This is a genomic window from Streptomyces sp. NPDC021562 (genome assembly GCF_040640875.1).
GTDB lineage: Bacteria > Actinomycetota > Actinomycetes > Streptomycetales > Streptomycetaceae > Streptomyces.
The window spans coordinates 1-19,143 of the sequence record NZ_JBFACN010000027.1 but is presented as its reverse complement, the minus strand read 5'-3'; the positions used below and the strand labels follow the sequence as shown (position 1 = coordinate 19,143).

The following is a 19,143-nucleotide window of genomic DNA, read 5'->3' as shown; positions in this document are numbered from 1 at the left end:
CTAAGGGATTACGCAGTCCAGTCGAGGATGACCTTGCCGCCGCGGCCGCTCGCCGCGTCGGCGAAGGCGGCCTCGAAGTCGCGGTAGCCGTAGCGGCCGGTGATCACGGGGGCGAGGTCGAGACCGCCCTCCAGCAGGACGGACATCGCGTACCAGGTCTCGAACATCTCCCGGCCGTAGATGCCCTTGATGGTGATCATCGAGGTGACGATACGGGCCCAGTCGACGGGGAACTCCTGGGTGGGCAGGCCGAGCACCGCGATCCGGCCGCCGTGCGTCATGTTGGCGATCATGTCCCGCATCGCCTCGGGCCGGCCGGACATCTCCAGGCCGATGTCGAAGCCCTCGCGCAGGCCCAGTTCCCGCTGACCGTCGGCGATGGAGGCCTGCGCCACGTTCAGTGCCAGGCTCACGCCGATCTTGCGGGCCAGGTCGAGGCGCTCCTCGCTGACGTCGGTGATCATGACGTGCCGGGCGCCCGCGTGCCGGGCCACCGCCGCCGCCATCAGGCCGATCGGTCCGGCACCGGTGATCAGTACGTCCTCGCCGACCAGCGGGAAGGAGAGCGCGGTGTGCACGGCGTTGCCGAACGGGTCGAAGATCGCGGCCACGTCGAGGTCGACCGGGACCCGGTGCACCCAGACGTTCCCGGCGGGCAGTGCCACGTACTCGGCGAACGCGCCGTCGCGGCCGACACCGAGGCCGACCGTGGCCCGGCACAGGTGACGCCGCCCGGCCTGACAGTTGCGGCACTTGCCGCACACCAGATGGCCCTCGCCGCTGACCCGGTCGCCGGCCTTGATGTCCACGACGTCGCGTCCGGTGGCCACCACCTCGCCGACGAACTCGTGCCCGACCACCAGCGGCGTGGTGACGGCCTGCTGCGCCCAGCCGTCCCAGGCCTGGATGTGCAGGTCGGTGCCGCAGATCCCGGTCCGCAGCACCCTGACCAGGACGTCACCCGGTCCGACCGCGGGCTCCGGCACGTCCGCGAGCCACAGGCCGGGCTCCGCCTTCTCCTTGACCAGCGCCTTCAACGCTACGGCTCCTGTGCGTGAGATGCCGGTCGCGGGCACGCCGAAGCGGCCCGCGACCGGGCATGGGGGGTGGTATCGCACAGAAATCTGCCGCACCCGGGCGCCGGGGTCCATCGAGGTTTTCTTAAGCGCCGCCACAGCTGCGCTTCACGCCCCCCGAAACCCCCGGCGGCGTCTGCCTATTCGAGGCGCGAGACCTGGTAGTGGCCGAGGTACCAGTCCTGCGCCACCCGGGTGACGACGACGGAGAGCTTCACCTCCAGCGGTGACCGGTCCCGGAAGGAGAACTCGACGGCCAGGTAGCCGAGCACCACCCCGTCGGCGAGCCGCCGGGTCTCCAGGATCCGGTACGCCGCCTTCATACCCGGGGGCTGGGAGGCGTAGTACGCGGCGACGCCCGGCCGCCCGACCGAGTAGGGGTGCAGTCCCTGGAAGATGGCGTCCTCGGTGAAGAGGGCGGCGACGTCCGCGGGACGGTGCCCGTCGACGGCCGCCTTCCACCGGTCCAGCACCCGGCTCAGGACCGCCGTGTCGTCAGCCGTGGTGATCATGTCCACTCCTGTCTTCGGTGTGGCGCCCGGTCAGTGCCCGGCGCTCATGCCGCCGTCGACGTGCAGGATCTCGCCGGTGACGAAGGGCGCGGTCTCCAGGAAGAGCACCGCGTCGACGATGTCGCTGACGTTGCCCATCCGGCCCACCGGGTGCAGGGCGGCGAGGAACTCGTGGGTCTCCGTCGGGTGCATGGGGGTCTTGATGGTGCCGGGCGAGACGGCGTTGACGCGGATGCCGCGGGTGGCGTACTCGATCGCCAGGGACTTGGTCGCGGACTGCAGCCCGCCCTTGGTGAGGGAGGCGAGGACGGAGGGGACGCGGGCGTCCGGGCTGTCGACCAGGCTGGTGGTGACGCTCACGATGTGTCCGCCGCCCTGGGCGAGCAGGTGCGGGACCGCCCGCTGGGTGAGGTGGAAGAAGCCGGCGACGTTGATGCCGGTGACGGTGGCGTAGTCCGCGGCCGTGTACTCGGTGAACGGCTTCGCGACGAAGACACCCGCGTTGTTGACCACGGTGTCGACACGGCCGAACCGGTCGACGGCCGCGGCCACGACCCGCTCGGCGGTCTCCGGGTCGGCGATGTCGCCCTGGACGGTCAGGACGTCGGAATCGTCGGCGGGGGTGATCGTGCGCGAGGTGGCGACGACGGCGTGGCCGAGCTTGCGGTAGCCCTCGACCAGGGCGGCACCGATGCCCTGGGAGGCACCGGTGACGATCGCGACCTTCTGCTGGGGTGTGCTCATGATGACCTTCTCCGTATGGCTGACCGGTTACTAGCCGACCGGTCGACTATTTGGACGGTAGGTCGGACGGGCGGGGCATGCCAGGATCAGTCTCCTCCTGGCTGGGAGGCGCTGCCTCCCAGCGCAGCTCAGCGCAGGGGCGCGTACGGGTCGCCGGTGGGCAGCCAGGCGTCCGGGGCCTGGATTCCGAGGTCGCCGACGCCGTCGCACAGGGCGTCGGCGGCGGCCAGGACCCCGGCGCGGTCCTCGCTCTCCCGCATGACCAGGGACCAGGTCCAGTACACCTTCGGCCCGGCGACCTCCCGGCGGACCAGGTCGGGCGGGAGCGGGGCGGTCTGTCCCTTGGGCGAGTTCAGGACGGGGCGGGTGCAGCGGCGGACGTGGTCGAAGAAGGCCGGACCGGTGACCGCGCCGTCGGAGATGCGTACGGCGCGGGCGCCGACGGTCTCGGTCAGTTCCTCGGCGTACGCGTTCCAGGAGGCCCAGGAGGTGACGTCGTCGTCGATGAGGACGTCGACGTCACCGGCCCGCACCTCGCCGGTGTCGGGGCCCTTCGCGACGGCGTAGAGCCGGTCGGCGCCGATCAGCCTGGCGCGCAGTCCGAGCCGCTTCAGGTCCTCGGTGCGCACCCAGCAGACGGCGAGGTCGAGGCTGCCGTCGGCGACCCGGGCGGCCTGGGTGTGGGAGGGGGCGACCCAGGCGTCCAGGTGCACCCGCGCCACCGCGGCCGTACGGGAGGTCAGGTCCGGTGGCAGCCAGTTGACGTAGCCGAGCCGCACCGACTGGGAGCCCGAGAGGCGGCCTGCCCGGCGTCGCAGGTCGTCGGCCCGCTCCAGCAGGGCGCGGGTGTGGGGGAGCAGGTCGGCGCCGGCCGGGGTGAGGGAGACCGAGCGGCGGTCCCGGTCGAACAGCCGGACGCCCAGGTCCCGTTCCAGCGCCTTGATCTGCTGGGAGAGCGAGGGCCCCGCGATGAGCAGCCGCTCGGCGGCCCGGCCGAAGTTCAGTTCCTCGGCGACCGCGACGAAGTACCGCAGCTGGCGGAGTTCCACGCGCGCCATGCTACGCGTGCTGGAAGGCCGAGCCTCTCAGCCGCGAGGCAGCCGGTCCTGGCCGCGCGGCAGCGCGCCCGCCCCTCGGCGGCCCCGGCCCGCGCTCGCCACGGCACGGGCGTCGGCCGTCGTCCCCCGAGGGGGCTAGCCCTCCGTCGCCCCCAGCAGGGCCCGGCAGTTCTGCCACAGGGGGCTCAGCCGGCCCGGGCTGTTGTAGAGCTTGGCGAACATCACCTGGCCCTCCAGCTGGGCCACCACCGCCCGCGCCGCCTCCCGGCTGTCGGTCACGTCCACCTCACCACGCCGGCGGGCCTCGGTGACGACTGACTCCACCATGTCGACCTGGGCGTCGAAGATCTCCTGCAGCCGTCCGCGGACCGCCTCGGTCTGGTTGCTCAGCTCCAGGGTGAGGTTCCCGAACAGGCAGCCCGCAACGGTGCCGCAGTCCCGCTGGCCCGCGAGCTGCCCGGCCTCCGTCTCCTCGAACAGCCGCCGCAGCCGCCGCAACGGCTCACCGTCACCGGCCAGGGCCCGGGTCCAGTCACGCTTCTGCGCCGCCCAGTGCTCGTCCACGACCGCGAGCGCGAGCGCTTCCTTGGACTCGAAGAAGTAGTAGAAGCTGCCCTTGGGCACCCCGGCCGCCCGGCAGATCTCGGCCACCCCGAGCGCCGCGTACCCGCGCCCCTCGATCAGCGACCGGGCGGCGGCGAGGATCTTCAGCTTGGCGTCACTGGTACGTCCCATGGGACCAGGGTACGGAGGTACTAGACCGGTCGGCTGGTGACCGGGGCGTTCCCGTCGTCACAGCAGCGGGAACCCGTCGGCCTCGCGTCGCTCCAGGCGGGCCACCAGCTCCGCCGCCGACGCCTTGATGGTCTCCAGACCGGGCCGCCCCCAGGGCCGTGGCTCCACGTCGACCGCGCACACCGTGCCGAGCACCGTCCCCGTGCTGTCCACGAGCGGGGCGCCCAGGTAGGAGCGGATGCCGAACTCGTCGACGATCGGGTTGCCCGCGAACCGCGGGTAGTCGCAGACGTCCTCCAGGACCAGCGCCTTGCGCCGCACCACCACGTGGGGGCAGAAACCGTGGTCGCGGGCCAGCTCACGGCCGAGCACCGGCGTACTGCCGTCGGGCTTCACCACGGGTGGCGCCACGGCCGGCAGGTGCAGGCCCGCGAAGAACTGGCGGTCCTGGTCGATGAAGTTGACCATGGCGTACGGCGCCCTGGTGATCTCGGCGAGCCGGTCCGCGTAGATGTCGAGCTCGGGGTCGGGGCGGCCGCCCAGGCGCAGTTGGCCGAGGCGCCGGGTGCGCTCGGGTGCCTCCTTGTCCTCCGGGGTGAGCAGCAGACGGCCGGCCGGGCGCGCAGGGTCGTACCTCATGCGCGGGCTCCGGCGCTGTGGACGTGGGTCATGTACGGGCTCCGTGAGGGATGTGCGGGCTTCACCTGTGGGCGCCGTGGCTTGGCGCGGAGACCGGCGCGTGGGCGATGAGGTGGCGGACGAGGGTGAGCAGGGTCTGGACGCCGGAGCTGGAGATCCGGGCGTCGCAGCGGACGACGGGGATCTGCGGGTCGAGGTCGATGGCGGCGCGCACCTCCTCCGGGTCGTAGCGGTAGGAGCCGTCGAACTCGTTGACGGCGACGATGAAACCGAGGCCGCGTTCCTCGAAGAAGTCGACGGCCGCGAAGCAGTCCTCCAGCCGGCGGGTGTCGGCGAGGATGACCGCGCCGAGCGCGCCTTCGGACAGCTCGTCCCACATGAACCAGAACCGCTCCTGCCCGGGCGTCCCGAACAGGTACAGCACGTGCTCCGGGTCCAGGGTGATCCGGCCGAAGTCCATGGCCACCGTCGTCTCGACCTTGTTCTCGATGCCTTCGAGGTCGTCGGTGGCGGCGCTGACCGTGGTGAGCAGTTCCTCCGTGGACAGCGGTGCGATCTCGCTCACCGCGCCCACGAAAGTGGTCTTGCCGGCCCCGAACCCACCGGCCACCAGGATTTTCAGCGCGGTGGGGAAGGGGTCAGAGCTGTCGTCGTAGTCCATCGAGCACTGCCTCCAGGAGGGACCGGTCAGTGGGGTTGTGGCGGAAGGCGGGGGGTTTGGCGGTGAGCGCCCCGCAGTCGACGAGGTCGGAGAGCAGCACCTTGGTGACCACGGCGGGCAGCTTGAGGTGCGCGGCGATCTCGGCGACCGAGAGGGGGCCGCGGCACAGGTCGAGCGCCTGCGCGTGCTCGGGGCCGAGGTAGCCGAGGGGCGTGGTCCCCGTGGCCATCACCTGAGACATCAGGTCGAGGGCGATGCTGGGCTCGGTGCGGCCGTTGCTGACCGTGAACGGGCGCACGAGGCGTCCGGCCGCGTCGTCCAGCCACGGCCCGTCGCCGGCTGCCGCCACCCTCAAGGCCTCATCGCCGTGGGTTCGACGGCGTGCTGCCGGGGCGCGGTGACGAGGTACGGGCGGACGCTCTTCACCAGCATCGCCATCTCGTAGCCGAGGACGGCGGCGTCGGCCTCCCGGCCGGCCAGTACCGCGAGGCAGGTGCCGGAGCCGGCGGTGGTGACGAACAGCAGGGTGGAGTCGAGTTCGACGACGACCTGGCGGACGTCGCCGCCGTCGCCGAACCGGACGCCCGCGCTGCGGCCGAGCGAATACAGCCCGGAGGCGAGCGCCGCCATGTGGTCGGCGCTGTCCGGGTCGAGGCCGTGGACGGACTTCACCAGCCCGTCGCAGGAGAGCAGCACGGCGCTGGTGGTGTGCGGTACGCGCTGCACGAGGCCGCTCATCAGCCAGTCGAGGTCGGATACCTGGGCGGTCGTCGCATCGCTCGCCATGGTGGATCGACTCCTTGAAGTACGAAGGTCCCCGGGAGCACTGGGGGTGGGGGTGGAGTGGGCGGTGGGGGTGGTGACGGTGCTGGTCATCCGGCCGGTGTGCTCCCGTCGGGCCGGGCGGTGAACTCGGAGGTGTGCACCGGGCGCAGGGCCTGGGAGTGCGACGAGGGCCGGGACACCGACGGGGGGTCGGCGGGGTCGCGGTGTGCCCAGCTCAGGTGCGTCTGGGCCGAGTGGTCGCCGGCCATGTACTCGTCGGCCAGGTGGTCGTGCGCGGTGTGGACGTGGGTGGCGTGGACGTGGGTGGCGCCCGAGGTGCTGCTCGCCGGGTCGCCCCCGGAGGCGCCCGCGCCGCCGCCTGCTCCCGTCACCGCCGTGTCGAGCGCTCCGATGACGGGGGGCGCCGGTTCGGCCGGTGCGGTGGCCGGTGCCGGTGGGTCCGGCTGGGTGGCCTCCAGGTGCTGCTGGGCCTCGGCGAGGCCGATGCCCCGCTGGAAGGCGGCCATCAGGCCGGGGTCGTGTCCGGCCGGAGCCTCGGTGCTGTCCTGGCGGGGCGCCGGGCCGCCGCGCAACTGGGGGACGATGTGCTCCTGGGCGCGACGGCGCGGCAGTTGGGGTTTGCCCATGGTGCCGCGCACGGCGCCGACGCGGGGCACGGGCGGGGCGCCGGCGTTCCCGGCGACCGTGGGCCGGTCCTCGGGCCGGATACCGGGAAGCGCCTCGGCGGGGTTGGGCCGGGTGTCCCGGGCGCCGCGCACGGGCAGCGGCGCGGGTGCCCCGCCGGGCTGCGCGTGCCGACGACGCTCACCGCCGGCCGCACCGGGAGCCCCCGGCTGTCGCCCGGTGCGTCCTCCGGCCGGCGGGCCGCCCTCGGTCGCCGCCCGGCTCCCGGTGCCGGTGTCGGTGCCGGTGCCGGTGAAGGTGCCGGTCCCCGCGGCGCCGGGCGGTGCGCCGCCCTCCGCTGCCCCGGTGCCGGCGGACGGCCACGCGGTCCCGGTGCCCGGGGCACCCCCCGGCGCCGTCGGCGTACCGCCTCCGGCCGCCGTGCCGCGCGGCTGCGGTACGGCCCCGAGTGCGCCCGGCGCCGTACCCAGCAGGGCCTGCGGGACGACGAGGACGGCCTGGACGCCGCCGTAGATGTTGGTCTGCAGGCGCACCTGGATGCCGTGGCGGCGGGCGAGCTGGGAGACCACGAACAGGCCGATGCGGCCGTCGGCCAGCAGGCTGGCGACGTTGACCTGGTCGGGGTCGGCGAGCAGGGCGTTCATCTTGGACTGTTCGCCGACCGGCATGCCGAGCCCGCGGTCCTCGACCTCGACCGCGAGGCCGGAGGTGACGAGGTTGGCGCGGAGCAGCACCTGGGTGTGCGGGGCGGAGAACACGGTGGCGTTCTCGACGAGTTCGGCGAGGAGGTGGATGACGTCGGCGACGGCGTGTCCGCGCAGTTCGCCGTCGATCGGGGGGACGAGCTTGACCCGGGAGTACTGCTCGACCTCGGCGATGGCGGAGCGCAGCACCTCGGTCATGGAGACGGGGTTGCTCCACTGCCGCCGGGAGACGGCTCCGCCGAGCACGGCGAGGTTCTCGGCGTGCCGCCGGATGCGGGTGGCCAGGTGGTCGACGTGGAAGAGGCCCTTGAGGAGGTCCGGGTCCTCGATCTCGTTCTCCAGGTCGTCGAGGATGGAGATCTCCCGGTGCACGAGGGACTGAAGCCGCCGTGCCAGGTTGACGAAGACCTCCAGCTTCTGTTCGCTGCCCGCCTGGCTGGAGAGCTGGGCGGCCTGAACGACGGCGGTGACGGCGCCGTCGTGCGCGCGCGACAGGTCGGCGGCGAGCAGTTCGAAGTCGTCGGCGTCCTCGGGCGGTCCGCCGCGCGGTGTGCGCGGGGGCGGGTTCTCGCCCCGGCGCAGCGCCTCGACGAGCGCGCGCAGATCGGTCTCCCCGCGGGCGGCGGTGCGGCGCAGCACGTCCACGCGGTCGCTGACCGAGCGGGCGGCGCGGGCCGCGGCCACGGCGGCGATCACGATGCCCGCGGCGGTCACCGAGAGCGCTCCGGCGAGCACGGCCAGCAGGCCGAGGCCGGGGCGGGCGCCGGTGGAGCGGATCGTGAAGAGGACGGCGGCGCAGCCGCTGAGCGCCACCGCGACCGGCGGCAGCACGGCGAGACGCATCAGCTGCGGCCGTATGTGTGCCTCGGGCAGCGCGGGAACGGGTCGGGCGACCGGACGTCCGTGCCGGCCGCCCTCACGGCGGTCGGCGCGGGCGGCCGGTGCACGGAGGTGAGACATCTGCGTCCTCGTACTGGTCCGTCGGGCCTGGTCTCTCGCGCGGGTCGCGCGAGCTGGGCATGCGCCATCGCGGTGCCGGCCGAGGGGATCGCAGAAGATTCCGGCCCCGCGTCGTCCGACGGACACTCACAGTAGTCGCCCAGGCATCATGTGCGGTGGGCAGTTGACAAAGTCACCCGGAGATGGTCCCGCTCTGGTATGAGCCGTCGTACGAAAGCCCGATAACCTCGTCGGCGCCACGTCCCCGAACGACCACCGACCGATCCGACCTGCTCAAAAACGGTCACCGCCAGAAGGGGCGAGCCGGGCCGCCCGTCGTACCGCTCCCCCGCAGCGGAGCGCGCCGCACAACGCACCGACCGACCGGACCGAGGACCGGACCACCCCCTCACACCCTCACCACCACCCCGAAAGCATCACCCAGAGTGACCCCTTTGGCCTCCGCCTGCCGACTGCCGCCGGCCCCCGGCGGCAGAGGAACGGCACGACCGCACGGCCGGTCATGACGGTGCCCCCGCCCGGTCCGGGCAGGGGCACGCACGCCACTTTCACCTCACGGTCTCGTCACCGACGCGTCCGGGTCACGCCTCGCCCGCGAGGTCGAGGTCTCCTCGTCCCGGTGCGTTCTCCGGCCGTACCGCGAGGCGCCAGGGCCGGGTGATCGGCGCCGACACCGTGCGCCACCAGGGGTCGGCGGGCAGCTTCCCGGACGGTTCGAAGGGCTCGCCGGGGCGCGGCAGCGCCACCGCCTGGCCCGCCTCGTCACCCGCGTCCTTGGTCCACTCCCCCGGCTCGGCCCAGGCGTGCGGGGCGAGGTTGAAGGTCCCCCAGTGGATCGGCAGCAGCACGCCGTGCGGGCGGCCCCCCTGGAGGTCGAGGTGGGCGCGCATGCCCTCCTCGGGTGTCATGTGTATGTCGGGCCAGTGCTCGCTGTACGCGCCGATCTGGATCATCGTCAGGTCGAAGGGGCCGTGGTCGGCTCCGATGTCCCGGAAACCGTCGAAGTAGCCGGTGTCACCGCTGTGGTAGATCCGGTGCTCCGCGCCCGCCACGACCCAGGACGCCCACAGGGTGTGCTGGGGGTTGCGCAGCCCCCGGCCGCAGAAGTGGCGGGCGGGGGTGGCCGTCAGGGTGAGACCGCCGACCTCGGTCGCCTCGTGCCAGTCCAGCTCGCGCATCCGGCCGGGCGCCACCCCCCACTGCTCCAGGTGGGCCCCGACGCCGAGCGGCACGGCGAACAGGGTGTCCGTGCCGGCCAGCGCTCTGATGGTCGGCAGGTCGAGGTGGTCGTAGTGGTCGTGCGAGATGACGACCACGTCGACCGGGCCGAGCGCGGCGAGCGGCACCGGGACCGGGTGCAGGCGCTTGGGGCCGGCGAAGGGGAACGGCGAGCAGCGTTCGCCCCAGACGGGGTCGAACAGGACGCGGTGCCCGTCGATCTCGGCGAGGACGCTGGAGTGCCCCATCCAGGTCACCCGGAGACCGCTCGCCGCGGGTTTGGCGAGGTCGGCGACGGCGGTGGGGTGCACGGGGACGGTGCCCCGGGGAGCGCGGCGGGCGCGCTGCTCCTTCTCGAAGTACTTCTTCGCGAAGTCCAGCATCGAACCCGAGGGCCGGGTGCGCGCGACCCCGCCGGGGTTCTGGAAGACACCGTCCTTGAAGTGCGGTGAGCCCTGGATGCGGGCCAGGCGCTCACCGCCGGGGTCCGCGCCGAAGGCGGCGGGCCGCAGCGCGCGGAGCCCGGAGCTCAGGGGACTCGAACCGGTCACGGTGCCTCCAGTGCTGTTGCCGAGGCCTCCATTATGGTCGGCCCCGCGGGCGGTCGGCGTTGACACCGCGCCACCCGCGTCCCAATACTGACCCACTGTTCAGTAACACTCTTTCTTCACACAGTTCGCGAGGAGCCCCCGTGTCCGCTCCCCTGATGTCTCTCGTCTGGACCGACCACGTCACCGGCCGCCAGGGCTTCCTGGTCGTGGACCGGTTGGTGCGGGGCGTGGCCAGCGGCGGTCTGCGGATGCGGCCGGGCTGCACCCTGGAGGAGGTCACCGGGCTCGCCCGGGGGATGACGATGAAGGAGGCCCTGCACTACGACCCCGAGGGCCGCTACGTCCCCCTCGGCGGTGCCAAGGGCGGCATCGACTGCGATCCGCGCGACCCGGGGGCGTATCCGCTGCTGGTCCGCTACCTGCGGGCCATGCGGCCGTACATCGAGAGCCTCTGGACCACCGGCGAGGACCTCGGGCTCACCCAGGACCTGGTGGACCGGGCCGCCGCGGAGGCGGGCCTGGTCTCCTCGGTCCAGGCGGTGTACCCGCTGCTGGACGACGAGACGGCGGCCCGGCGACGGCTGGCGGACGCCTTCGCCGTCGAGGTGGACGGCCTCGGACTCGACGAGCTCGCCGGCGGCTGCGGGGTCGCCGAGTCGGCGCTGACGGCCCTGGACCGGGCCGGGGTGCCGCACCGGGGGACCCGGGTCGCCGTTCAGGGGCTCGGCACGATGGGCGGGGCCACGGCACGTTTCCTCGCCCGCGCGGGGCTCACGGTGGTGGCCGTCGCCGACGTCAAGGGCACCATCGCCAACCCGGCGGGCCTGGACGTCGAGGCCCTGCTGCGCGCGCGGGACGCGTACGGCACCGTCGACCGCGCGGTGCTGCGCCCCGGCGACCTCGAACTGCCGGGGGACGCCTGGCTCGGCACGGACGCGGAGGTGCTGGTGCCCGCCGCGGTGTCGTACGCCATTGACACGGCCAACGAGCACCTGGTCACCGCCCGCTGGATCGTCGAGGCGGCCAACATGCCGGTGCTGCCCGAGGCGGAGGAACGGCTCACCGCGCGCGGGGTGACCGTGCTGCCGGACGTGGTGGTCAACTCGGGCACCAACGCCTGGTGGTGGTGGACCCTGTTCGGCGACATCGGCCCGGACGCCGACGAGGCGTTCGCCCACATGCGGCGCTCGATGCGGGCCCTGGTGGGGCTGATGCTGGACCGTGCGGAGTCCGACGGCACGACGCCGCGGGCCGCCGCGCACGCACTGGTGACCGACCGGCTGCCGGTGATCGCGGAACGGTTCGGCTGGTACCGCTGACGGGCCGACGGCGCACGGGTGCCGCGTCGAGGAGCCGCGCGGTGCCGAGGCGTGCATCCGGCCGTGGCTCACGGCCGGATGTCGCGCGGCACAGCCGTGCGAGCGGCGCACGGGAACCGCGTCGGAGGAACCACCCGAGGCGAGGCGTGCGGGGCGCCGGTGGCTCACGGCCGGGTGTCGCGGGTGAGGACCACGGCGTAACGGCACTCGGTGGCGGTGGTGTTGGCGAAGACGCGGTCGGCGGGGGCGCCGAGTTCGATGGTGTCGCCGGTGCCGAGTTCGTGGACGGCGTCGCCGTCGTGGAAGGTCAGCCGCCCGTCGAGGACCCAGACGAGCTGTCGTACGAAGGCGAAGGCCGCCGCCGGGTACGGGACGCGGGCTCCGGCGGGCAGCCGGATCTCGGCGATCTCCGCCGGGAAGCGCGGGCCGGTGACCTGACGGCGCCGGTAGCCGGTGCCGGGGTCCTGCCACTCGGCAGCGTCCGCGCCGCGCAGTACGCCCGCCGTGTCGGCCACGGCGTCCGGCGCGCCCTCGGCGAGGGCGAGCAGGGAGGCGACGCCGAGCCGGAAGGCGGCGGACAGCTTGCCGAGGACGACGGCGGTGGGGCTGCTCTCGCCCCGTTCGATCCGGCTGATCATCGCCGCGGACACCCCGGACGCGTCCGCGAGCTGCGCCAGGGTCCAGCGGCGCCGTTCCCGTTCGGCGCGGACCCTGGCCGCGATCCTCGCCACGAGGTCGTCCGGCGCGGGATCTACTATGTTGGACATGAATCCACTATACGAGAGGACCCCCGTGGTGACGGTCCGCCCGGCACAGGCCGGTGACGCGGAGGCGGTGCGGGCGATCCGCAACCACGCGATCGAGCACTCGACCGCCCTGTGGACCGACACGCCGCAGACCCCGGCCGAGGGAGCGGCCTGGCTCGCCACGCACCTGGCACGCGGTTCGGCGCTCGTGGCCGAGGCCGCCGGCGCTCCGGGCGAGGTGGCCGGATTCGCGGTCTACGGACCGTGGCGCGCCCTGGACGGCTACCGGCACACGGTGGAGGACTCCGTCTACGTGCGCGAGGGCAGCCAGGGACTCGGCATCGGCTCCGCGCTGCTGGCCGCGCTGATCGCCGCGGCGCGCGAGGCGGGCCACCATGTGATGATCGCCGGTATCGAGGCCCGGAACGACCCGTCCGTCCGGCTGCACGAGCGGTTCGGCTTCGAACACGCCGGAACGGTCCGGGAGGTGGGCACCAAGTTCGGCCGCTGGCTGGACCTGACGCTCATGCGGCTGCCGCTGTCCTGAGACCGCGACGCGGGTGGCGGGACGACCGATTAGGGTGACCGCGTGGCGAGAGTGCGGTTGAGTGTGGCCGAGCGGCGCGAGGAGCTGCTGCGGGCCGCCGTCGAGCAGATCGAGGCGCGGGGCGTGGCGGCGGTGCGCATCGCCGACGTCGCGTCGGCGCTCGGCGTGAGCAACGCTCTGGTGCTGTACCACTTCTCCACCAAGGAGAAGCTGGTCGCCGCCGCGTTCACCCACGCCGCCGAGGGCGATCTCGCGCATCTGCGCCGGCTCCTCGGCCGCCGGACGTCGGCGCTGCGCCGGCTGCGGGCGGCGGTGCGCTGGTACGCGCCGACCGGGCAGGCCAAGGGGTGGCGGCTGTGGATCGAGGGCTGGGCGGTGGCGCTGCGCGAACCCGCTCTGCGGGACGTGACCCGCAGTCTGGACCAGCAGTGGAAGGCCGCGCTCGCCGAGGTCATCGCCGAGGGGGTGGCCGCCGGTGAGTTCCGGTGCCCCGACCCGATGGCCACGGCCCTGCGGCTGACGGCCCTGCTCGACGGGCTCGCCGTCCAGCTCACCTCCTACCCGGGCGCCGTACCGCGCTCCCGGGCGCAGGAGTGGGCCGACGAGGCGCTGGCCAGGGAACTGGGGCTGCCCGCGGGGCAGTGAGAGGCGGCCCCCAGAGGGCCGCCGCCGGCCCGCCCCGCGGGCGGGCGCCTCAGGCCACGGCAGCGATCCGCATCTTGATGTCGTCCGGCGAGAGCGCGCCCTTGGCCGTGACGTGGTCCCCCGAGGACTCGCCGCGCAGCCGTCGCCCGATCCACGGGACCAGGTACTCGCGGGCCCAGTGCACGTCGTCGCGGCGGATCTCGAGGGTGCCGCGGGGCGGCAGCGGCGGCCAGGGCTGGTCGGGGTCCGCGGGGACCTCGATGCCGAGCACCTGACCGGCCCGCAGCGCCACCCGCGTGTGCCCCTCGGGAGAGAGGTGCAGCCGGTCGTCGTCCCAGGCCCGCCGGTCCTGCACGGTCTTCAGGGACCACAGGTCCAGCACGGGGCAGCCGTACCGGTCGGCGATCGCCCGCACATGACCGTTGTAGGTGGCGATCTTGCCGCGCAGGTGTTTGAGGACGGGCACGTTGCGGGTGTCGAAGCCGGTGGTCACCATGACCGTGCCGATGGCCCCGGTCAGCCGGACCACGGCCCGCTCGAACCGCTCGGCCACCTCGTCCGGATCGGTGCCGGGACGGATGATGTCGTTGCCGCCGGCGCAGAAGGAGACCAGGTCCGGGGCGAGTTCCAGGGCCTTGGGCACCTGGTCCGCCACGATCTGGTCGAGCAGTTTCCCGCGCACGGCGAGGTTGGTGTACTGGAAGTCGTCCTCGGGGCGCCGGTCCGACAGCAGTACCGCGAACCGGTCGGCCCAGCCGACGAACGCCCCGTCGGGGCCCGGGTCGCCGACGCCCTCGCTGAAGCTGTCCCCCAGCGCCACGTACGACCCGATCACTGATGCGTTGTCACTCTTCGAATCGTCTGCCACGTCGGATCATGATTCACCTTTGACTGTGACCTACGCGACCGTAATAAAGGGTTGACGATCGGTGAGATAAGACACCTTTAAATAGTGGGCCAAGGCTGGAATAACGGCCTGCTCAGCGACGTTGACGCGATGATTGCCGGGCCGACGGGGGCGGCCGTCAGCCGACGGCGAGGCCCTTCGAGCGGAGGTAGGCGACCGGGTCCACGTCCGAGCCGTAGTCGGGGGTGGTACGGATCTCGAAGTGCAGGTGCGGGCCGGTCACGTTGCCGGTCGCGCCGGAGAGGCCGACCTGCTGGCCCGCGGTCACGGTCTGGCCGGCCGAGACGGAGAGCGCGGAGAGGTGACCGTACTGCGCGTAGTAGCCGTCGGCGAGCCGGATGACGACCTGGTTGCCGTAGGCGCCGCCCCAGCCGGCCGTGACGACCGTGCCGGCACCGACGGCCTTGACGGGGGTGCCGGTGGGCACGACGAAGTCGACGCCGGTGTGGTAGCCGCTGGACCACATGGCGCCCGGCACGTGGTAGCCGGTGCCGACGGTGGCGCCGCTGACCGGGAGGACGTGTCCGGAGGCGGCCGCCGTCGAGTCGTCCGGGGTCGACGGGGTGGACGGCACGGACGGGGTGGCCGCCGGAGACGAGGCGGCCGGCGAGGTGGCCGAGTGCGCCTCGGGCCGGGCACCGGAGTCGGCGGTACCGGTGGTCGTGGCGCCGCGGCCGCCGAGCGTGAGCTCGAGGCCGGGGTGGATCAGCGAGGGGTTGTCTCCGACGGCCTGCCGGTTGTCGGCGTAGAGCCGGTGCCAGCCCCCGCTGATGTGCTGGTCGCGCGCGATCTCCGAGAGGCAGTCGCCCGGCACCACGGTGTACGTGCGGTGCGCGGAACGCGCGGCGGCGGACGTCCGTACGGTCGCCTTCCCGGGCGCCGCCTTCGCGACGGCCGGCAGCGCCTGCGGAGCCTTCGCGGAGACGGACTGCGCGGTGGCCGCGTGGGCGCCGGTGGCCCCCATGAGCGGCAGGGCCAGCGCGGCGCCACCGGTTCCGGCGACGGCCATCGAACGGGTGAGACGCTGGGTCTTCGGGCGGCGGTGCTTACCCCTCGCGGGCATGGCGCGTTCCTCTCCGGCGCCTGCGAGGTGAGCTGTCGGGTTCGGGCTGGAGCTGCCCGGCCACGCCGGAAGGCGTGACTACACCCCTGGCCTGTCCCGGGAACCGGAACAGGCGGTCTTGCCTGGTGGGTCCCCCGCTCCTGCCGGGCACGGGTGAGTGTGTGGGGACTCCGGGCGGCGGCAGGATTCGGCGTTCCGTCCGGATGCGTGGCGAACGTAAGCGAGCAGGACGCACCCGGACAAGCGATCGGTTCCCGACCTCCTGGCTCCGGTTGATCCGTTACGGGAATTCCCGGTCACCCTCCGTGCATCCCGGCCTTTTCCGCTCCCGGGAATTCCTTGTGAGGCACCTCCATTACGTGGACATGACGCGCGACGGTCGGTCACCGATATGACGCTCCTCACGCACGTCACGCCACGTCCCCCTATTCCAGAGCGAGTTGGAACGAAGGCACCAAATCAGGCAGAAGGATCAGATGCGACGGAGTCGGATGACTGCCGCATCCAGGTCACCCTTGAGCCCCACCTGCAGCCCGTGGTGCAGCAGCACGGCGCCGCGGTGCACTTCGCCCGTTTCGCGGCATTCGTACGACGCCTCCGGGTCGAGGCCCCTGAGCCGGAGCGCCGGCACCGGCTCGCCGTAGCTCTGCGCCTGGAGCCAGGCGAGGACGGCGGTCTCGTCGCCGAGCGTGTACTGCACCGCGCTGAGCCCGCCGGCCGGGGGCCGCAGCCGGAACTGCTCGCCGCGCTGCACCAGCGGCCGGATCTCCTTGTAGAGCCCCACCCAGTGACCGGCTTCGGCGAGTTCCTCCTCGGTCCACTTCGAGAGGTCGCCGCCCACCCCGAGCGCCCCGGCCATGGAGCTGACGAACCGGAAACGCAGCGAGCTGACCCGGCCGTTGAGCTGGTGGTTCGGGCTGTCGGTGACCCAGGCGGACATCACCCGGGCGGGGTGGATCTGGCTGAAGCCGTGCTGGATGGCGAGCCGGTCCAGCGGGTCGGTGTTGTCGGAGGTCCACACCTCGTCGGTACGGCTCATGATGCCGAGGTCGATCCGGCCGCCGCCGCCGGAGCAGGACTCGATGGCGACGTCCGGGTGGGCCGCGCGGATCCGGTCGAGCAGGGCGTACAGGCCCCGCACGTGGTCCACCCACAGGCGCTGCGGGTAGGGCTCGCCCGGCCAGCCCGCGTCGGTGAAGCAGCGGTTGAAGTCCCACTTGACGTAGTCGATGGGCGCGCTGGACAGCAGGGCGTCGAGCTGCTCCCAGAGGTACTCCTGGACGTCCTCGCGGGCGAGGTTGAGGACGAGCTGGTTGCGCAGCTCCGTGCGCTTCCGGCCCTGCTGGTACTGCACCCAGTCGGGGTGCGCGCGGTACAGCTCGCTGTCCGGGTTGACCATCTCGGGCTCGACCCAGATGCCGAACTGCATGCCGAGCGCGTGCACGTACTCGGCGAGGGGCGCCAGGCCCTTCGGGAACCGGTCCGGGTTCGGTGTCCAGTCGCCGAGGCCGGCGCGGTCGGAGGTGCGGGCGCCGAACCAGCCGTCGTCCACCACGAACAGCTCGACGCCGATCGCGGCGGCCCGCCGGGCGAGGGTGGCCTGCTGCTCCTCGGAGATGTCGAAGGTGGTCGCCTCCCACGAGTTGAACAGCACCGGCCGGTCCCGGTCCGCGTCGGGGATGACGTGCGCCCGCTGGTAGGCGTGCCAGGCCCGGCTCGCCCCGCCGAAGCCGCCGTCGGACCACAGGGCCGCGAACACGGGGCTGGTGTACGACTCGCCCTCGGCCAGCATCAGCAGGCCCGAGTCGTCGTAGCCGGCGCCGCCGGTGATCTGCACGCGCGCGTCGGGAAGCTGGGCGACGGCGATCCGCCAGGACCCGGACCAGCCGAGGGCGCAGCCCCAGACCTCTCCGTGCTCCTCGGTGGCGTCGGTCTCCAGGGCGACCCAGGGCAGGTGCTGGTGGCCGGTGTGGCCGCGACGGCTGCCGATGACCTTCTCGCCGTACGTGAGCGGGGTGCTGACCAGCCGGGACTCGGCGGCCCAGCGGCCGTGCAGCTGGGAGAGCCGCCAGCCCTCGCGGTCGGGCAGCGTCCAGGTGGCCGCGTCGGCGCGCAGCAGCTCCACGGGCGCCTGGCCCTCGTTGCCGACGGTCACCCAGCGCTCGACGACGTCGCCGCGCATCCGGTAGTGCAGGGTGATGACGATCCCGTCGTCCCGGAAGCGCAGGCGCAGTTCCTCGTCGCCCGCGTCGCCCGCCGTCTCGTACGACTCGAAGGTCCACTCCGTGCCGCGGCGCTCCTCGGTGCGCACGGACAGCGCGGGGCGCACGAAGCGGGGGCCGCCCTCGACGGGGTACTCCTCACGGCCGTCGAGCGGGGACTCGAAGGGCCAGTAGCCGGGCAGCACCCGGGTGCTGAGGGCCTCGGCGTCGGCGAGCCGGATACGCGGCCCCCAGTGCAGGTGAAGCAGTTCGCCGGCCTCCGTCAGATGCAGCGCGTAGCTGCTCCCGGGGCCCGACAGGAGCCAGGTACGACCGTTTTCGGCGATGTCCACCATCGAGAAACCTCACACAGGTGCCAACAGATCCGCTCAAGCCCCAACATCATCAAGGGCCGCGGGCCCCGGAGGCAACGTCTGTGGACAACTCATTGCCTGTGGAAACCGATGTCGTATGGTCGACGCAGTGCCCGTCGACGAGCCGCGCCGACGGGGCCGGCCGGGAGGAGCCCCCGTGACGCAGCAGGTCCCGTCCACCGAGCCCGAGCTGGCCGGTGTGCGCAACTTCCGTGACGTGGGCGGCCTGCCGACCGTGGACGGGCGCCGGGTGCGGCACGGCGTGCTGTTCCGCAGCGGGCACCTCGCGCACGCGACGGAGCAGGACGCGCAGTTCCTCGCCTCCCTGGGCCTGCACACGATCTTCGACTTCCGCAACGCGGCGGACCAGAAGCTGGAGGGCCCGGACGTCGAACTGCCCGGCGTGCGGAACGTGAACCTGCCCCTGAGCGACCCGGCGCACGGCGCCGAGTTCTGGACGATGGTCCGCGAGGGTGATATCGAGCAGTTGCGGGGGCTCCTGGGCGACGGCAGGGCGGCGGCCCGGATGGTCAACTCGTACCGCATGATCGTCAAGGACCGTACCGGCGAGCACGCGCGCGTGCTGCACGCCCTCGCCGAGGACAGCGTCCCGGCGCTGATGCACTGCGCGGCCGGCAAGGACCGCGCGGGCATCTCGATCGCCGTGACGCTGCTCGCGGTGGGTGTGGAACGGGACGCGATCCTCGCCGACTACCTGGAGTCCAACGCCAAGCACCGCCGCTACCGGGTGAAGCGCAGTGGCAGCGGGGACAGCGTCTACAGCCCCGAGGTGATGGAACTGCTCAGCCCGCTCTTCGACGCGCGCGCGGAGTACCTGGCGGCGGCCGTCGAGAGCATCGAGGAGACCTGGGGCGACGTCGACACCTACCTGGAGCAGGGACTCGGGCTCACCCCGGCGACCCGGGAGCGGCTGCGCGAACGCCTGCTCGACTAGGGCGTGGTGGGGGGGGGGGGGGGGGGGGGGGCCCCGGGGGGGGGGGGGGGGGGGGTAACCCCCCCCGGAGAAAGGGAGAGGGAGACAGGGGAAAAAAAAAAAAAAAAGTTTATTTTTT

General features: G+C 72.9%; 19 protein-coding genes and 1 riboswitch. Of the genes, 4 read left to right on the top strand and 15 right to left on the bottom strand.

The window, feature by feature from the left end:
- Nucleotides 1–8 precede the first annotated feature (8 nt).
- From tdh to AB0G52_RS32575, 11 genes are all read right to left on the bottom strand, one after another.
- A complete protein-coding gene (gene tdh, locus AB0G52_RS32625; protein WP_132887303.1) occupies nt 9–1,037 on the bottom strand; it encodes an L-threonine 3-dehydrogenase in 1,029 nt (342 codons plus the stop codon).
- Nucleotides 1,038–1,216: 179 nt separating this feature from the next.
- On the bottom strand, nt 1,217–1,588 hold the full coding sequence (locus tag AB0G52_RS32620) for a nuclear transport factor 2 family protein (protein WP_361341325.1): 372 nt from the start codon (nt 1,586–1,588) through the stop codon (nt 1,217–1,219).
- Nucleotides 1,589–1,618: 30 nt separating this feature from the next.
- Nucleotides 1,619–2,332 (bottom strand): SDR family oxidoreductase, encoded by a 714-nt coding sequence (locus AB0G52_RS32615; protein ID WP_361341322.1) that lies wholly within the window; start codon nt 2,330–2,332, stop codon nt 1,619–1,621.
- A gap of 128 nt (nt 2,333–2,460) precedes the next feature.
- Nucleotides 2,461–3,390 (bottom strand): LysR family transcriptional regulator, encoded by a 930-nt coding sequence (locus AB0G52_RS32610; protein WP_361341319.1) that lies wholly within the window; start codon nt 3,388–3,390, stop codon nt 2,461–2,463.
- 135 nt (nt 3,391–3,525) lie between these two features.
- A complete protein-coding gene (locus tag AB0G52_RS32605) occupies nt 3,526–4,125 on the bottom strand; it encodes a TetR/AcrR family transcriptional regulator (protein WP_361341316.1) in 600 nt (199 codons plus the stop codon).
- Nucleotides 4,126–4,182: 57 nt separating this feature from the next.
- Entirely contained in the window at nt 4,183–4,764 is a 582-nt protein-coding gene (locus tag AB0G52_RS32600; RefSeq protein ID WP_132887298.1) for a GAF domain-containing protein, read from the bottom strand.
- 61 nt (nt 4,765–4,825) lie between these two features.
- The gene (locus AB0G52_RS32595; protein ID WP_132887297.1) at nt 4,826–5,425 is read right to left on the bottom strand and encodes an ATP/GTP-binding protein; all 600 of its coding nucleotides are present in this window, start codon (nt 5,423–5,425) and stop codon (nt 4,826–4,828) included.
- Nucleotides 5,403–5,774, bottom strand: a complete 372-nt coding sequence (locus AB0G52_RS32590) for a DUF742 domain-containing protein (protein WP_132887296.1) — start codon at nt 5,772–5,774, stop codon at nt 5,403–5,405. Before AB0G52_RS32590 ends, AB0G52_RS32595 begins: the two co-directional genes overlap by 23 nt.
- 2 nt (nt 5,775–5,776) lie before the next feature.
- Nucleotides 5,777–6,211 carry a roadblock/LC7 domain-containing protein gene (locus AB0G52_RS32585; RefSeq protein ID WP_132887295.1) on the bottom strand — a complete coding sequence of 145 codons (435 nt, stop codon included), beginning with the start codon at nt 6,209–6,211 and terminating at the stop codon, nt 5,777–5,779.
- Between the two features lie 86 nt (nt 6,212–6,297).
- Complete coding sequence (locus AB0G52_RS32580) at nt 6,298–8,499, bottom strand: ATP-binding protein (RefSeq protein ID WP_361341311.1); 2,202 nt, start codon at nt 8,497–8,499, stop codon at nt 6,298–6,300.
- 581 nt (nt 8,500–9,080) lie between these two features.
- Nucleotides 9,081–10,268: an MBL fold metallo-hydrolase gene (locus tag AB0G52_RS32575; RefSeq protein WP_361341308.1), complete on the bottom strand. Its 1,188-nt coding sequence runs from the start codon at nt 10,266–10,268 to the stop codon at nt 9,081–9,083.
- 140 nt (nt 10,269–10,408) lie between these two features.
- Here AB0G52_RS32575 and AB0G52_RS32570 point away from each other — a divergent pair, with 140 nt between their 5' ends.
- Nucleotides 10,409–11,587, top strand: coding sequence for a glutamate dehydrogenase (locus AB0G52_RS32570; RefSeq protein ID WP_132887291.1), 1,179 nt, complete (start codon nt 10,409–10,411; stop codon nt 11,585–11,587).
- A gap of 164 nt (nt 11,588–11,751) precedes the next feature.
- On the opposite strand, the gene AB0G52_RS32565 is transcribed toward AB0G52_RS32570, so the two are convergent.
- Entirely contained in the window at nt 11,752–12,354 is a 603-nt protein-coding gene (locus AB0G52_RS32565) for an XRE family transcriptional regulator (RefSeq protein ID WP_361341305.1), read from the bottom strand.
- On the opposite strand from AB0G52_RS32565, the gene AB0G52_RS32560 reads away from it, so the two are divergent.
- Together AB0G52_RS32560 and AB0G52_RS32555 are read left to right on the top strand one after the other, a co-directional pair.
- Nucleotides 12,353–12,880 carry an N-acetyltransferase family protein gene (locus tag AB0G52_RS32560; RefSeq protein WP_361341302.1) on the top strand — a complete coding sequence of 176 codons (528 nt, stop codon included), beginning with the start codon at nt 12,353–12,355 and terminating at the stop codon, nt 12,878–12,880. The two genes, AB0G52_RS32565 and AB0G52_RS32560, sit on opposite strands and share 2 nt — an antisense overlap.
- 42 nt (nt 12,881–12,922) lie before the next feature.
- Nucleotides 12,923–13,525: a TetR/AcrR family transcriptional regulator gene (locus AB0G52_RS32555; RefSeq protein WP_361341299.1), complete on the top strand. Its 603-nt coding sequence runs from the start codon at nt 12,923–12,925 to the stop codon at nt 13,523–13,525.
- 49 nt (nt 13,526–13,574) lie between these two features.
- Here AB0G52_RS32555 and AB0G52_RS32550 read toward each other — a convergent pair whose 3' ends face one another.
- From AB0G52_RS32550 to AB0G52_RS32540, 3 genes are all read right to left on the bottom strand, one after another.
- Nucleotides 13,575–14,360: an SGNH/GDSL hydrolase family protein gene (locus tag AB0G52_RS32550; RefSeq protein WP_361341474.1), complete on the bottom strand. Its 786-nt coding sequence runs from the start codon at nt 14,358–14,360 to the stop codon at nt 13,575–13,577.
- Between the two features lie 190 nt (nt 14,361–14,550).
- Nucleotides 14,551–15,495 (bottom strand): M23 family metallopeptidase, encoded by a 945-nt coding sequence (locus AB0G52_RS32545; protein ID WP_132887288.1) that lies wholly within the window; start codon nt 15,493–15,495, stop codon nt 14,551–14,553.
- A gap of 4 nt (nt 15,496–15,499) precedes the next feature.
- Nucleotides 15,500–15,661: riboswitch (cyclic di-AMP (ydaO/yuaA leader) on the bottom strand.
- A 306-nt stretch (nt 15,662–15,967) separates the two neighbouring features.
- Entirely contained in the window at nt 15,968–18,052 is a 2,085-nt protein-coding gene (locus AB0G52_RS32540; protein WP_132887287.1) for an alpha-galactosidase, read from the bottom strand.
- A gap of 175 nt (nt 18,053–18,227) precedes the next feature.
- Here AB0G52_RS32540 and AB0G52_RS32535 point away from each other — a divergent pair, with 175 nt between their 5' ends.
- Nucleotides 18,228–19,025, top strand: a complete 798-nt coding sequence (locus AB0G52_RS32535) for a tyrosine-protein phosphatase (RefSeq protein WP_132887286.1) — start codon at nt 18,228–18,230, stop codon at nt 19,023–19,025.
- Nucleotides 19,026–19,143 lie beyond the last annotated feature (118 nt).

Bases quoted from the DNA above. Each gene is read 5' to 3' on its own strand.
- AB0G52_RS32620 (WP_361341325.1), bottom strand. From the start codon at position 1,588: ATGATCACCACGGCTGACGACACGGCGGTCCTGAGCCGGGTGCTGGAC.
- AB0G52_RS32615 (WP_361341322.1), bottom strand. From the start codon at position 2,332: ATGAGCACACCCCAGCAGAAGGTCGCGATCGTCACCGGTGCCTCCCAG.
- AB0G52_RS32610 (WP_361341319.1), bottom strand. From the start codon at position 3,390: ATGGCGCGCGTGGAACTCCGCCAGCTGCGGTACTTCGTCGCGGTCGCC.
- AB0G52_RS32605 (WP_361341316.1), bottom strand. From the start codon at position 4,125: ATGGGACGTACCAGTGACGCCAAGCTGAAGATCCTCGCCGCCGCCCGG.
- AB0G52_RS32600 (WP_132887298.1), bottom strand. From the start codon at position 4,764: ATGAGGTACGACCCTGCGCGCCCGGCCGGCCGTCTGCTGCTCACCCCG.
- AB0G52_RS32595 (WP_132887297.1), bottom strand. From the start codon at position 5,425: ATGGACTACGACGACAGCTCTGACCCCTTCCCCACCGCGCTGAAAATC.
- AB0G52_RS32585 (WP_132887295.1), bottom strand. From the start codon at position 6,211: ATGGCGAGCGATGCGACGACCGCCCAGGTATCCGACCTCGACTGGCTG.
- AB0G52_RS32580 (WP_361341311.1), bottom strand. From the start codon at position 8,499: ATGTCTCACCTCCGTGCACCGGCCGCCCGCGCCGACCGCCGTGAGGGC.
- AB0G52_RS32560 (WP_361341302.1), top strand. From the start codon at position 12,353: ATGAATCCACTATACGAGAGGACCCCCGTGGTGACGGTCCGCCCGGCA.
- AB0G52_RS32565 (WP_361341305.1), bottom strand. From the start codon at position 12,354: ATGTCCAACATAGTAGATCCCGCGCCGGACGACCTCGTGGCGAGGATC.
- AB0G52_RS32545 (WP_132887288.1), bottom strand. From the start codon at position 15,495: ATGCCCGCGAGGGGTAAGCACCGCCGCCCGAAGACCCAGCGTCTCACC.
- AB0G52_RS32540 (WP_132887287.1), bottom strand. From the start codon at position 18,052: ATGGTGGACATCGCCGAAAACGGTCGTACCTGGCTCCTGTCGGGCCCC.